Genomic DNA, 13,598 nt, shown 5'->3' on the forward strand with positions numbered 1-13,598 from the left:
GCACGGTCGTGAAAATTGACAACGGTTCACCCCGCGAACCGTTGGCGCAACCGGCCTTTTCCTCGGGCTCTGTCACCGCTAGAACGCGGTCGAGCAAGATATTCAGCCGGGGACAGCCAATGAGCACCATCATCGACATTTTCGCCCGCGAAATCCTCGACAGCCGGGGCAACCCGACGGTCGAGGTGGACGTGGTCCTTGAAGACGGCACCATGGGCCGGGCCGCCGTGCCTTCGGGGGCCTCCACCGGCGCGCACGAGGCGGTCGAGCGCCGCGACGGCGACAAGAGCCGCTACATGGGCAAGGGCGTGCTGGAAGCGGTCGCCGCCGTGAACGGCGAAATCGCCGAAGAGCTGGTCGGCATGGACGCGACCGAGCAGGAGATGATCGACCGCGCGATGATCGAGCTCGACGGGACCGAGAACAAGGGCCGGCTGGGTGCGAACGCGATCCTCGGCGTGTCGCTGGCCACCGCCAAGGCGGCCGCCGATTTCTCGATGCTGCCGCTCTACCGCTACGTCGGAGGCTCTTCGGCCCGCGTGCTGCCGGTCCCGATGATGAACATCATCAACGGTGGCGAGCATGCCGACAACCCGATCGACATCCAGGAATTCATGATCATGCCGGTGAGTGCGGGCAACATCCGCGACGCCGTGCGCATGGGCTCGGAAGTGTTCCACACGCTCAAGAAAGAGCTGTCGGCGGCCGGCATGTCGACGGGCCTGGGCGACGAAGGCGGCTTCGCGCCGGAACTGGGCTCGACCAATGAAGCGCTCGATTTCATCCTGAAGTCGATCGAGAAGGCCGGATACAAGCCCGGCGAGGACATCTTCCTTGCCCTCGATTGCGCCTCGACCGAGTACTACAAGGACGGCAAGTACGAGATGAAGGGCGAAGGCAAGTCGCTCACCTCCGCCGAGAATGCCGACTACCTCGCAGCGCTCTGCGACGCCTATCCGATCATCTCGATCGAGGATGGCATGTCCGAGGACGACTGGGAGGGCTGGAAGCTTCTCACCGACAAGATCGGCGACAAGGTGCAGCTCGTGGGCGACGACCTCTTCGTGACCAACCCCGTGCGGCTTGCCGACGGGATCGCGCAGGGCGTGGCCAACTCCATGCTCGTGAAGGTGAACCAGATCGGGTCGCTGTCCGAGACGCTCAAGGCCGTCGATATGGCCCACCGCGCGCGTTACACCAACGTGATGTCCCACCGTTCGGGCGAAACCGAGGACGCGACCATCGCCGACCTCGCCGTCGCGACGAACTGCGGTCAGATCAAGACCGGGTCGCTGGCGCGCTCCGACCGGCTCGCGAAATACAATCAGCTGATCCGCATCGAGGAGCAGCTGGGCGAGACGGCCGAATATGCCGGGCGCTCGATCCTGAAGTGATCGAGGTTCCATGAACCGCGAAAGGCCCGCCTCCCCGGCGGGCCTTTTCGTTTCCGCCATGCCCCCACGGTCGCCCGTCGACGCGCGGCTCGTTTTCCACAGCGCTTTCCCTGTCGGGGTTTTCGTGGCTAACTGCCTCCATGACCGCAGACGATATCATTGCCGCCCTCGACCTGTCTCCGCATCCCGAAGGCGGCTGGTTTCGCGAAACCTTCCGGGCCGAGGCGCCGGAGGGTGGACGCAGCCCGGGGACCGCGATCTATTTCCTGTTGAAGGCCGGGGAAAGCAGCCATTGGCACCGGGTCGACGCGGCAGAGACCTGGCATTTCTACGCGGGCAGCCCTCTCACCCTGTCGATCGCCTCCTCCGAGGCGGGACCGGCCGTGCACCACAAGCTGGGACCCGGGCTCGCGCTGGGCGAAGCGCCGCAGATCACGGTGCCGCCGCACCACTGGCAATCGGCCGAGACGACCGGGGAATACACGCTGGTCGGCTGCACGGTGAGCCCCGGTTTCGAGTTCGAAGGCTTCACGCTGGCCCCCGAGGGCTTCTCCATCCCCTGACCGGCACATGAAAAAGGCCCGGTCGCGGGGACCGGGCCTCTGGCGTGGGAACAGGGAGCGATTAGTTCCAGAAGCCTTCATCGAGGTCTTCCAGCGCCTGGAGATCGTCCAGGCTGGCGCGCGTCACGACACTGTATTCGGTGTCGTCGACCGGCACCAGTTTCAGGCCGTCGATCGGCAGCATCACGTGCTTGTCGCCAAGATCCCAGATGCCGCCAATTTCGGCCACGACGCCGGCGATCTTGCCGTTCTGGTCCAGAACGACGTCCTCGATCTCACCGATGTCGGTCCAGCCGTCTTCGACGGCGTTGTAGGTCAGACCGTCTTCCCAGTTCATGCCCATGTCTTCTTCGGCGAGCGTGTAGATGTCGCCGCCCGTGATGTCACGGGTGCGGATGAGCTGCGGATTCGCGTTCACCATCGCTTCGCTGGCTTCCGCGATGGTCACATCGACATCCACGTCCGCATCTTCGGACATGTCCTCGTCCGACATCGCCTGCTCGTCCTGCATGTCCTCGGACTGCATGGAGTCCTGGTTTTCCATGTTGCCGTCGGAGTCGCCCTCGGTGTGCGACGCGGCGAGCGCGGGGCCGGTGGCGAGAATCAGTGCAAGTGCAGTTGTCGTAAGGCGGGTCATGTAACCTCCTTCGGTTCGTGTTGCCTTGTTATCGACACAACACGAACCCCCGGGGCTACGTTCCGGATTTTTTCGTGACTTTTCCTCGGCCTAAGCCTATTCGCTCGCGCGCTGCGCCTCGATCTCGCGCCAGCGCGACACGTTGCGGGTGTGCTCTTCCAGCGTTTTGGCAAAGGCGTGACCGCCCGAGCCGTCGGCCACGAAGAACAGGTAATCCGTCTCCGCCGGGTTCAACGCCGCCTCGATCGAAGCGAGCCCCGGGTTGGCGATGGGCGTGGGCGGCAGGCCCGAGATCACGTAGGTGTTGTAGGGCGTGTCGGCCCGGAGCTCGGACTGGCGTATGCCGCGGCCCAGGACACCCTGCCCGTTCGTGATGCCGTAGATCACCGTCGGGTCCGTCTGAAGCCGCATCCCCTGCTCCAGCCGGTTGACGAAGACGCTCGCCACCTGCGGGCGTTCCTCCGGCTGGCCTGTCTCCTTCTCGATGATCGAAGCCATGATGAGCGCCTCGCCGGGGCTTTCGTAGGGCAGTCCCTCGGCCCGGTTCTCCCACGCGGTGGCGAGCCGTTCGTCCTGCTTGGTCTGCATCCGGTCGATCAGCTCCGCCCGGTCGTCGCCCGGCCGCAGCTCGTAGCTGTCGGGTGCGAGCGAGCCTTCGGCGGGCTGGGCCGCGATTTCGCCGGACAGGAACTCGGCCTTCCTGAGCGCGTCCACGATCTGCCACGACGTCGCCCCTTCGGCGATGGCCACGCGGTAACGTGTGTCGGCCAGGTCGCGCACGCGGGCGTATTCCGCCGGCACGTCGTCCTCGGGCGTGAACTCGGCCACGACGAGGAAGGTCTGGGTGGCCGGGTCGAGCTCGCGCACCCGGTATTCGGCCGCGTTGATGCCGATGCGGTAGACCACCTCGGTCCCGCAGGTCGACGCCCCACCACGGGTGACGATGTCGACGATCTGGCGCATCGAGGCGTGTTCTTCCACGAGGAAGGACCCGGCCTTGAGCTCGGTCGACTTGCCGGAATACTCGGCCCCCATGCGGAAGATCGCGGTGCTGTCGATCGCACCCTGCGTTTCCAGCGCCTCGGAGACGCGGGTGAAATTCGACCCCTGCTCGACACGCAGGCAGATCGCGGTTTCAAGCGGACCTTCGGCCTCGTACTGGCGCTTGCCCCACCCGATCACGCCGGCAATCACGACCAGCGCGATGATCGACAGGGACAGCGCGTTGGACGCGATGTTTTTCCACATCAATCGCGGACCTTGCCCATGATCAACGTGGCATTGGTGCCGCCGAAGCCGAACGAGTTGGACAGGGCCACCTCGATTTCACGCTCCTCGGCCTTGTTGGCCGCAAGCGACAGGGTCGATTCCACGGCCGGGTTGTCGAGGTTGATGGTGGGCGGGGCCACCTGGTCACGGATCGCGAGCAGCGAGAAGATCGCCTCGACCGACCCGGCCGCGCCCAGGAGGTGCCCGATCGACGACTTGGTCGAGGACATGGTCGCATTCGCGGCATGATCGCCCAGGAACCGCTCGACGGCGGCCAGCTCGATCACGTCGGCCATCGTCGAGGTGCCGTGCGCGTTGATGTAGTCGATGTCGCTCGTCTCGAGGCCCGAATTCTTCAGGGCCGCCTGCATCGCGCGGAAACCGCCGTCACCGTCCTCGGACGGCGCGGTGATGTGGTAGGCGTCGCCCGACATGCCGTAGCCCAGGATCTCGCCGTAGATCTTCGCACCGCGCGCCTTGGCGTGCTCGTATTCCTCGAGCACGACCACGCCGGCGCCTTCGCCCATCACGAAGCCGTCGCGGTCCTCGTCATAGGGGCGCGAGGCGGTTTCCGGGCTGTCCGGCCGCTTCGTGGAGAGCGCCTTGCAGGCGTTGAAGCCGGCGATCCCGATTTCCGAGATGGCGGCTTCTGCGCCGCCGGCGACCATAACGTCCGCATCGCCGTGCTGGATCAGGCGCGAGGCGTCACCGATCGCGTGCGCGCCTGTGGAACAGGCGGTGACGACGGCGTGGTTCGGACCCTTGAAGCCGTACTTGATCGACACCTGGCCCGAGATCAGGTTGATCAGCGCGCCGGGGATGAAGAAGGGCGACACGCGACGCGGGCCCTTTTCCTTGATCAGGAGCGCGGTATCGGCGATCGAGTTCAGCCCGCCGATGCCGGAGCCGATCATCACGCCGGTGCGCAGGCGGTCTTCCTCGTCCTCCGGGGTCCAGCCCGCGTCTTCGCAGGCCTGGGTCGCGGCGGCGAGACCGTAGAGAATGAAATCGTCCACCTTGCGGCGGTCGCGCGGGGCCATCCAGTCGTCCGGGTTGAAGGTCCCGTCCGATCCGTCGCCGTAGGGGATTTCACAGGCATAGGGCGTGGCGACGTTCGAGGCATCGAAGCGGGTGATCGCTCCGGCCCCGGATTTGCCTGCCAGAATCCGCTTCCAGCTTTCCTCAACCCCGCATGCCAGCGGCGATACCATGCCGAGACCCGTGACGACGACGCGACGCTTCTCCATCGAGACAGCCCTTTTTCTCTTGTGTTTCGCAGGGGTGGATACCCGTTCACGCCCCCATGTGGCAAGCGCGAAACGGCATTCGCGACCGGTTCGGAGTCAAGCCGCCGCAGCACCGGCCCCAAAGCAAAACGGCGCCCGAAGGGGCGCCGCTTCCGGAAGTGTCGATCCGTTGGGGATCAGGACGCTTCGCTGATGAACTTGACCGCGTCGCCGAAGGTCTGGATCGTTTCGGCGGCGTCATCGGGGATCTCGATGCCGAACTCTTCTTCGAAGGCCATGACGAGTTCCACGGTGTCCAGCGAGTCAGCGCCGAGGTCATCGATGAACGAGGCCGATTCCGTGACCTTGTCTTCTTCCACGCCGAGATGCTCGACAACGATTTTCTTCACGCGATCTGCGACGTCGCTCATATCAAATCCTCACAGTTTTCAGGCCTTTGGCCTGTTTGTTTACTCCGACTGGAGCCTCTTAGACTGTCCCCGTTCAAGCGAGGCTGTACCCCGGATCACAATGTCCCCGGGGCGAAAACTGCGCCCCCTTTAGCACACCGGACCGGCGGGGCAAACGATTTCTCCCGCCCGTGCCGGGCAGCGTGTCGGTGCTGCGAAAGCCACAACCTGAAGGTGCAGCGTCACAGCATCGCCATGCCGCCGTTGACGTGCAGCGTGGCGCCCGTGACGTAGGCGGCCTCGGGGCTCGACAGGTAGAGCACGGCGGCCGCGATCTCCTCGGGCGTGCCCATGCGGCCGGCCGGAATCTGCGCGTCGATCTTCTGTTTCTGATCGTCGGTGAGCTTGTCGGTCATCGCGGTGGCGATGAAGCCCGGGGCCACGCAGTTGGCCGTGATCCCGCGCGTGGCGACCTCGGCCGCGATCGACTTGGTCATGCCGACCATGCCCGCCTTGGAGGCGGCGTAGTTCACCTGCCCCGCGTTGCCGGTCGCGCCGACGATGGACGAGATGTTCACGATGCGGCCCCAGCGCGCCTTCATCATCGGGCGCATCACGGCGCGGCACAGCCGCATGGTGGCGGTCAGGTTCACGTCGATGACGCTCTGCCAGTCCTCGTCGGACATGCGCATGAAGATCTGGTCGCGGGTGATGCCCGCGTTGTTGACCAGGATGTCGAGCCCGCCCATCGCGTCCGCGGCCGCCTTCGGCAGCGCGTCGACCGCCTCCGGATCGGAGAGGTTGCAGGGCACCACGTGAGCGCGCTCGCCCAATTCTCCGGCCAGCGCCTTGAGCGGTTCCTCGCGGGTGCCCGACAGGGCAACGGTCGCGCCCGCATCATGGAGCGCCTTGGCGATGGCACCGCCGATGCCGCCCGAAGCGCCGGTCACCAGCGCGCGTTTTCCAGTCAGATCAAACATCTTACGTCCCTTGTTCCTGTGGCCGTTCAGCCGGCCAGCGTTTCAGCGGCCGCCTTCACCTCGTCCGGCGTTCCCACCGTCCGGGTGGCGAGGCTCTTGTCGATCCGGCGGATCATCCCGGTGAGCGCCTTGCCCGCGCCCACTTCCCAGGTCTCCGTGACGCCCTGCCCGGCCATCCAGGCCACGCTTTCGCGCCAGCGCACCGATCCGGTCACCTGGTCCACCAGGAGCTGGCGGATCGTGTCCGGATCGCTCACCGCCTCGGCGCGCACGTTGGCGACCAGCGGCACGGCCGGCGCCTTGATGGCGACCTCGGCCAGCGCCTCGGCCATCACGTCCGCGGCGGGTTGCATGAGGGCGCAATGGAAAGGTGCGGAGACCGGCAGCAGCACCGCACGGCGCGCGCCCTTTTCCTTGGCGAGTTCGACGGCCCGTTCGACCGCGGCCTTGTGGCCCGACACCACCACCTGCGCGGGGTCGTTGTCGTTGGCGGCCTGGCAGACCTCGCCCTGGGCGGCGTCTTCGGCCACCGTCTGCGCGGTGGCGAAATCGAGCCCGAGAAGCGCGGCCATCGCGCCTTCGCCCACCGGCACGGCCTTCTGCATGGCCGCGCCACGGGTGCGCAGGAGGCGCGCGGTGTCGGCGACGCTGAGTGCCCCGGCCGCGGCCAGCGCGGAATATTCGCCCAGCGAATGGCCGGCGACGAAGGCCGCGGTGTCGACGGCGACGCCTTCCGCTTCGAGCGCGCGCATCGCGGCGAGCGAGGTGGCCATCAGGGCGGGTTGTGCGTTCTGGGTGAGGGTCAGGTCGTCCTGCGCGCCCTCCCAGATCAGGGCGGACAGCTTTTCGCCCAGGGCCTCGTCGACCTCGTCGAAGATGGCGCGGGCCTCGGGATAGGCCTCGGCCAGGTCGCGGCCCATGCCGATCGTCTGGGCGCCCTGTCCGGGGAATACGAATGCGCGGGTCATGGTCCCTCCCTGCTCTATAGTTGTCGTGGGGGATAGCGCGAGCCGCGCCCGGGCGCAACGCCCGGACGCGGTTCGGAGGGTCAGGAGGAGAGGTCGGGAGAAGTCAGTGGATACCGCGGGTCAGGTCGTAGGACAGACGCTGACGCAGGCTTTCCATCCGCTCGAGATCCCCGTGCGCGACTTCGACCGCGATGGTCTCGTCAAGGCGCAGGTAGAGATAGGCGGCTTTCTTGCCCTTCGGTTCGCGATACAGGAAGACCGAGTGAATGTCGGAGAAGCGCAGCATGTCGGACATCTTGAACGCGCCCGTGATGTCGCGGCCCCCGAGGCGCAGCACGTTGTTGTGCAGATCCACGTGGCATTCGGTGCCGGGACGCTGGCGTCCGGCCCAGAGGAGGACGCCGCCGAAGAGCATGAACATGACCATGCCGCCGAGCTTCATGGCGATCATGCCGGTCGCGGCGCCCCCTTCGGGCAACAGCCCCAGCGTCAGGCCCGAGAGAAACAGTATGGTTCCGAAGAACCGGGCGAGTGCGAAGCGAAGCGTCGAGACCCCATCGGGTTGGTTCCCGATGATGTAGCCCCAGGAGGTCGGCGTTGTGCCGAGCCGGTCGACGGCTTCCTTCGGAAGTGTGTCGGTCAGGTCCAGACCGAATTGTCCTGAAAGAGCAGACATTGTTCTCTTCCCATTCCCACAGTTGTTATGAGGATCACGTTCGTTAGGAAATGAGGCGCAAATGGGGCGCGCCGCAGGACATTTAGCGGCCTTATCCCTTTGTTTTATAGAAAAATGTACGGTTTCCCCTACCTTTGAACTTCAACGGTAAGGGCCTCCATACCCTTTTCGTTTTCCTTGCATTCGGGGGCGAGACGTGTAGAAGGGCGCTTCCTTCCGCGCAGCTGACTGAACCGCGTGGCCTCTCGTGACCGGGAGCGGAAGGAAACCCGGTCTTTGAAGCGCGCCTGAAAAACTGGAGAACCCATGCCGCTTTATGAGCATGTGATGATTGCGCGTCAGGACCTGTCCAACGCGCAGGCCGAGGGTCTGGTCGAACACTTCTCGACCGTGCTGGCTGACAACGGCGGGAAAGTCGTGGACAGCGAGTACTGGGGCGTGAAGACCATGGCCTACAAGATCAACAAGAACCGCAAGGGCCACTACGCCTTCCTGAAGACCGACGCTCCGTCGGACGCCGTTCAGGAAATGGAACGCCTGATGCGCCTGCATGACGACGTGATGCGCGTGCTCACCATCAAGGTGAAAGAGCACGACGAAGGTCCGTCGATCCAGATGCAGAAGAAAGACGAACGCGACAACCGTCGCGAACGTCGTGACCGCTGAGCCGAGAAGGAGCTAAACCATGGCTGCGAAACCGTTTTTCCGCCGTCGCAAGGTCTGCCCGTTCTCCGGCGACAATGCACCCAAGATCGATTACAAGGACACGAAGCTCCTGCAGCGCTACATTTCCGAGCGCGGCAAGATCGTGCCGTCCCGCATCACGGCCGTTTCGTCCAAGAAGCAGCGTGAGCTGGCCCGCGCAATCAAGCGTGCCCGTTTCCTCGCCCTGCTCCCCTACGCCGTGAAGTAAGGAGAGATCCCATGGAAGTCATCCTACTCGAACGCGTGGCCAAGCTGGGCCAGATGGGCGAAGTCGTCGACGTGAAGCCGGGCTTCGCGCGCAACTACCTTCTGCCCCAGGGCAAGGCGCTGACCGCTTCGAAGGCGAACATCGCCCAGTTCGAAGAGCAGAAAGCCCACCTCGAGGCGCGCAACCTGGAAACCCGCAAGGAAGCCGAAGCGCTCGCCGAAAAGCTGGGTGGCCAGCAGTTCGTCGTGATTCGCGCGGCCTCCGACGGCGGCAACCTGTACGGCTCCGTCACCACCCGTGACGCCGCCGACGTCGCCACCGAAGAAGGCTACTCGGTCGATCGCAAGCAGGTCCTCATCCGTGAGCCGATCAAGACGCTGGGTCTGCACGAGGTGGAAATCCACCTGCACCCGGAAGTCATGATCACGATCGAGCTGAACGTCGCCCGCTCGCCCGAAGAGGCCGAGCTGCAGGCGTCGGGCAAGTCGATCCAGGAACTGGCCGCCGAAGAAGAAGCGCAGGCCGAGTTCGAAATCTCGGAACTGTTCGACGACATCGGCGCCGCCACCTCGGAGGACGAGGAACTGGCCGAGACCGTCGAAGAGACGACCGAAGACGAGAAGTCGGAAGACGAAGAGTAATCTTCGCCCCACGACATGCGAGGGCCGCGCAGGGACACCCTGCGCGGCCCTTTTCTTTTGCCGCGGCGCATGGCTGTCAGCGCGGTTCGAAGAGGCCCACCGGCACCTTGAGATAGTTGCGCCCGTCCGCCTCCGGTTCCGGCAGGCGCCCGCCGCGCATGTTCACCTGGAGCGCGTAGAGCATCAGGTCCGGGAGCGGCAGCGTGGCGTCACGCGCATCGCGGGTCTCGCGGAAATCGTCCAGGCTCACACCGCCACCCAGGTGCGCGTTGTGCGCCTTGTGATCGGCCACCGTCGCCTCGCAGGCGGCGTCGCGCCCTTCCGGTGCGTAATCATGGCCCACGTAGACGCGGGTGTTCTCGGGCAGCGACAGGATGCGCTGAAGGCTGTCGTAGAGATCGGCCGTGCTGCCGCCCGGGAAGTCCGCGCGGCTGGTGCCCACGTCCGGCATCATCAGCGTGTCGGCCACGAACACCGCGTCGCCGGCCCGGTAGCTCACGGAGGCGAGCGTGTGGCCCGGGGTGAACATCACCTCGACCTCGATCTCGCCCACCTCGAACCGGTCGCCATCGGCGAACAGCCGATCCCATTGGTGGCCGTCCACCGGGAAATCCGGCAGGTGGTAATAGTCGCGCCAGAGCCGCTGCACCCCGACCACGTGCTCTCCGATCCCCTGCGGCGCGCCCAGTTTTTCCTTGAGCCAGGCCGCGGCCGAGAAGTGGTCGGCATGCGGATGCGTGTCTAGGATCCAGACCACCTCGATCCCCATTTCGTCGACGTAGTCGAGGATCCGCTGGGCGTTCGTGGTCATCACGGCCCCCGCGTTCGGGTCGAAATCGAGAACCGGGTCGACGACCGCGCCCTTCATCGTGGCCGGGTCGTGGAACACGTATTGCCAGCTCCCGGTCGTTTCGTCCCAGAATGATTTGACGGTCGGATGGGTCATCTTGCCTCCTTGGATGTGCTTTCCCCCGCAACACGCGGAAATTCATTCTGTTCCATGAATATGTTTCGCGCCGCCCCCTTGAAGCCGCCCGGCCGCTCGGCATAGGTTGCGGCGCTAGCCAAGGGAGGATGCGATGGATGGCGACGTGAAGGGGTTCGACCTCAACCGGATCGACGAGGCGTTCATCGCCGATCCCTACCCCACCCTCGCGCGGCTGCGCGAAACCGACCCGATCCACGAGAACCCGGACGGCTCGGTCTTTCTCACGCGCTACGCGGACGTGCTGAAGGTCTACCAGTCGCGCGACATGCTGTCGGACAAGACCGAGGAATTCGGCCGCAAGTTCGGCGAGTGCCCGCTCGCGCGCCATCACACCACATCGCTCGTCTTCAACGACCCGCCCAAGCACACGTTGGTGCGCAAGCTGCTGTCGGGCGCCTTCACGCCCCGCAAGCTGGGGGAGTTCGAGCCGCTCATCGACGACATCGTGGACCGGCTTCTGAACCGCGTCGAGGACATGGGGTCGTTCGACATGATCGATGATTTCGCGAAGGTTCTGCCCACCGAGATCATCTCGTTCATGCTGGGGGTGCCGGAAGAGATCCGGCCGCAACTGCGCGGCTATTCCCTCGCCATCCTGGGGGCGCTCGACCCGGTGGTGCCGCCCGACCGGATGGAGGCGGGCAACCGCGCCGTCGAGGAATTCTCGGAAGTGCTGGACGACCTGATCAACCATCGCCGGGCGAACCCGGACGGGGCCGCGCAGGGCGAGGTGCTGGAGGCGCTGATTTTCGGGGAACACGACGGACAGAGGTTGAGCCAGGAAGAACTGATCCAGAACTGCATCTTCCTGCTGAACGCGGGGCACGAGACGACGACCTCCTTCGCCGGCAACGCGGTGGGCACGCTTCTGGACAATCCGGGCGAACATCGCCGGCTGCTGGACGATCCCGGCCTCATCACGACGGCGGTCGAGGAGTTCCTGCGCGTGGAAAGCCCACTTCAGATCGGCAACCGGCGCGCGGGCGAGGACATCACGCTCGACAGCGGCGTCGTGCGCAAGGGGACCTACATCCACACCTCGATCGCGGGGGCGAACCGCGACCCCGCCCAGTTCGAGGACCCCGAGCGGGTGGACCTGGGGCGCAAGCCCAACCGCCAGATCGCCTTCATCACGGGCATTCACGTGTGCCTCGGGGCCACGTTGGCACGGATCGAGGGGCGCATCGCCATCGGCAAGCTCGTCGACCGTTTTCCCAAGCTCGCCGCCGACGGGCCGCGCGAACGCCTGCCGCTCGCCCGCTTTCGCGGTTTCACCCGGCTGCCCGTCACCGTGCGCTGATCGGCGCCCGCCCGCCGAGGCACTCCCGCCTGTCTTCCCGTGCGCTCCAATTCGCGGCACGGTGGAACAGGACAGTGGGGAGAGCTTGCATGAAGACCTTGTCACGGCGCGCGGTTTTGAGCGGCGGGTTGGTCGCGCTGGCCGGCTGCGGACAGTTGAACCTGACGGCGGCCACGAAGTCACGCGGCCGGTTCGATCCGCCGCTCTACCCCAACGAGACGCCGGAACTGCGCACGCTGATCAACAAGTGGGCGGACCATTACGAGATCCCCCGCGAGCTGGTCCACCGCCAGGCGATCCGCGAAAGCACGCACAAGCCGGCCGCGCGCAACGGCCCGTATTTCGGGCTGTTGCAGATCCATCCGCGCACTGCGCGCACGATGGGGCACCGCGGCCCGGCGTCGGAGCTTCTCGATCCGGACGTGAACCTGCGCTACGCGGGCAAGTACCTGCGCGGGGCCTACATGGTGGCGGATGGCGACATGGACGCGGCGATGGGGTGGTACGCGCAGGGGTATTACTACGAGGCGAAACGGCTGGGGCTTCTGAAGGCCACCGGCCTGCGCAGTTGAGCCTGCGCCGGGCCGTCCAAGGCCAAGGTGCCGCGCAACACCCTGTTTCATAGCATGATTTCACTTTTCCGGTTTTCCGGTTTTCCGGTTTTCCGGTTTTCCGGTTTTCCGGTTTTCCGGTGAAAGCCGGGCCAGCGTCCGGCCTGTGCGTCAAGGCCCGATCGCGTCGCGCGCTTCGGGTTGCCGGCGCATCTGCGGGGGCAGGATGTCCTCGCTGGGCCAGAGCCCCGTCTCAAGTGTCCGGTCATACCCCTGGGTGAGACCCGCCGCGCGCATCGCAGCCAGGCTCGGTGCCGGGTCGTAGGACAGGCGTAGGATATGCGCGCCAGCGTCGTCGAGCCGCACGTACTGCCCGCCCGGCACACCGTTGTTGGGCGGCATCCCGATCGCCCCCGCGTTGATCCACCGCCGCCCGGCCACGACCCGCTGGAACGCCTGCCCGCAATGCCCGGCGATTACGCCGTCGACGGGCCCCACAGCCGCCTCGAGCGCGCCGATCTCTTCCGCGAATTCCGGCTGGCGCGACACGGGCCACAGGAACCGGGAGATGGCCGTCACGCCGCCGTGGATCACCGCGTAGCGGCGCGGGCCGTGCTGGAACACCGCCACGTCCGGCAACCCGGCCGCCCAGTCGCGCGTGGCCTGCGACACGGTCCGTCGTGCGTGAGCCCACCAGGCCTCGGACAGCGCCGCGCAGGTCGACCCGGCATCGAAGCCGCAGCCGCACTCGGCCGCGTCCCGCGCCAAGCTGCGCTCCACGTTTCCGGCGATGCTCGCCCAACCCAGGCGGCGGACCGCGTCCGCGCAGGCTTCACCTTCCGCGCAGTAGCCCGCGTGGTCCCCGGTGGCGATCACCCGGTCGCGCGGGATGCCGGCCTCCTCGATCACCGCGCGCAGCGCCTGCAGCGCCGATAGATTGCCGAGCGCCCCGCCCCAAAGGATCACGGGGCCCTCCAGACGGCCCAGATCGGCGATTTTCATTGTGTCCTCCCTGTCGCGCCCACTTGAAACGGGTGCAGGGCACGACCATAACACGGTCATTCCAAAGAGATGCAATCACG

At 65.9% G+C, this 13,598-nt stretch carries 16 protein-coding genes; 7 read left to right on the forward strand and 9 right to left on the reverse strand.

Annotated elements, in window-relative coordinates; all coding sequences use genetic code 11:
- Positions 1-119: 119 nt before the first annotated feature.
- Both eno and GQE99_RS09960 read left to right on the forward strand, forming a co-directional pair.
- A complete protein-coding gene (gene eno, locus GQE99_RS09955) occupies positions 120-1,394 on the forward strand; it encodes a phosphopyruvate hydratase (RefSeq protein ID WP_161351437.1) in 1,275 nt (424 codons plus the stop codon).
- Positions 1,395-1,534: 140 nt separating this feature from the next.
- Complete coding sequence (locus tag GQE99_RS09960; protein WP_161351438.1) at positions 1,535-1,957, forward strand: cupin domain-containing protein; 423 nt, start codon at positions 1,535-1,537, stop codon at positions 1,955-1,957.
- A 61-nt stretch (positions 1,958-2,018) separates the two neighbouring features.
- Here the strand turns inward: GQE99_RS09960 and GQE99_RS09965 are convergent, their stop codons facing one another.
- The 7 genes from GQE99_RS09965 to GQE99_RS09995 all read right to left on the reverse strand — a co-directional run bounded on the left by GQE99_RS09965 (position 2,019) and on the right by GQE99_RS09995 (position 8,123).
- The gene (locus GQE99_RS09965; RefSeq protein WP_161351439.1) at positions 2,019-2,594 is read right to left on the reverse strand and encodes a PRC-barrel domain-containing protein; all 576 of its coding nucleotides are present in this window, start codon (positions 2,592-2,594) and stop codon (positions 2,019-2,021) included.
- Between the two features lie 96 nt (positions 2,595-2,690).
- Positions 2,691-3,842, reverse strand: coding sequence for an endolytic transglycosylase MltG (gene mltG / locus GQE99_RS09970; protein WP_161351440.1), 1,152 nt, complete (start codon positions 3,840-3,842; stop codon positions 2,691-2,693).
- The gene (gene fabF, locus GQE99_RS09975) at positions 3,842-5,110 is read right to left on the reverse strand and encodes a beta-ketoacyl-ACP synthase II (protein WP_161351441.1); all 1,269 of its coding nucleotides are present in this window, start codon (positions 5,108-5,110) and stop codon (positions 3,842-3,844) included. The genes mltG and fabF overlap by 1 nt, the downstream gene beginning before the upstream one ends.
- A gap of 176 nt (positions 5,111-5,286) precedes the next feature.
- Entirely contained in the window at positions 5,287-5,520 is a 234-nt protein-coding gene (locus tag GQE99_RS09980) for an acyl carrier protein (protein WP_005645147.1), read from the reverse strand.
- A gap of 221 nt (positions 5,521-5,741) precedes the next feature.
- A complete protein-coding gene (gene fabG, locus GQE99_RS09985; protein ID WP_161351442.1) occupies positions 5,742-6,479 on the reverse strand; it encodes a 3-oxoacyl-[acyl-carrier-protein] reductase in 738 nt (245 codons plus the stop codon).
- A 26-nt stretch (positions 6,480-6,505) separates the two neighbouring features.
- Positions 6,506-7,447, reverse strand: a complete 942-nt coding sequence (fabD, locus tag GQE99_RS09990; RefSeq protein ID WP_161351443.1) for an ACP S-malonyltransferase — start codon at positions 7,445-7,447, stop codon at positions 6,506-6,508.
- A 103-nt stretch (positions 7,448-7,550) separates the two neighbouring features.
- Entirely contained in the window at positions 7,551-8,123 is a 573-nt protein-coding gene (locus GQE99_RS09995; RefSeq protein WP_161351444.1) for a hypothetical protein, read from the reverse strand.
- Positions 8,124-8,429: 306 nt separating this feature from the next.
- On the opposite strand from GQE99_RS09995, the gene rpsF reads away from it, so the two are divergent.
- From rpsF to rplI, 3 genes are read left to right on the forward strand one after another with little or no spacing between them, the layout of a single operon-like run.
- Positions 8,430-8,789, forward strand: coding sequence for a 30S ribosomal protein S6 (gene rpsF, locus GQE99_RS10000; protein ID WP_161351445.1), 360 nt, complete (start codon positions 8,430-8,432; stop codon positions 8,787-8,789).
- A gap of 19 nt (positions 8,790-8,808) precedes the next feature.
- Positions 8,809-9,036, forward strand: a complete 228-nt coding sequence (gene rpsR, locus GQE99_RS10005) for a 30S ribosomal protein S18 (RefSeq protein WP_020040241.1) — start codon at positions 8,809-8,811, stop codon at positions 9,034-9,036.
- A gap of 11 nt (positions 9,037-9,047) precedes the next feature.
- Entirely contained in the window at positions 9,048-9,677 is a 630-nt protein-coding gene (gene rplI / locus GQE99_RS10010; RefSeq protein WP_161351446.1) for a 50S ribosomal protein L9, read from the forward strand.
- Between the two features lie 76 nt (positions 9,678-9,753).
- On the opposite strand, the gene GQE99_RS10015 is transcribed toward rplI, so the two are convergent.
- Complete coding sequence (locus tag GQE99_RS10015) at positions 9,754-10,623, reverse strand: MBL fold metallo-hydrolase (RefSeq protein ID WP_161351447.1); 870 nt, start codon at positions 10,621-10,623, stop codon at positions 9,754-9,756.
- A 133-nt stretch (positions 10,624-10,756) separates the two neighbouring features.
- Here GQE99_RS10015 and GQE99_RS10020 point away from each other — a divergent pair, with 133 nt between their 5' ends.
- Both GQE99_RS10020 and GQE99_RS10025 read left to right on the forward strand, forming a co-directional pair.
- A complete protein-coding gene (locus GQE99_RS10020; protein ID WP_161351448.1) occupies positions 10,757-11,965 on the forward strand; it encodes a cytochrome P450 in 1,209 nt (402 codons plus the stop codon).
- A gap of 89 nt (positions 11,966-12,054) precedes the next feature.
- Positions 12,055-12,537, forward strand: coding sequence for a lytic transglycosylase domain-containing protein (locus GQE99_RS10025; RefSeq protein ID WP_161351449.1), 483 nt, complete (start codon positions 12,055-12,057; stop codon positions 12,535-12,537).
- A 150-nt stretch (positions 12,538-12,687) separates the two neighbouring features.
- On the opposite strand, the gene GQE99_RS10030 is transcribed toward GQE99_RS10025, so the two are convergent.
- A complete protein-coding gene (locus tag GQE99_RS10030; RefSeq protein WP_161351450.1) occupies positions 12,688-13,518 on the reverse strand; it encodes a metallophosphoesterase family protein in 831 nt (276 codons plus the stop codon).
- Positions 13,519-13,598: the final 80 nt, after the last annotated feature.

The sequence above is a fragment of the Maritimibacter harenae genome (assembly GCF_009882975.1).
Lineage (GTDB): Bacteria > Pseudomonadota > Alphaproteobacteria > Rhodobacterales > Rhodobacteraceae > Maritimibacter > Maritimibacter harenae.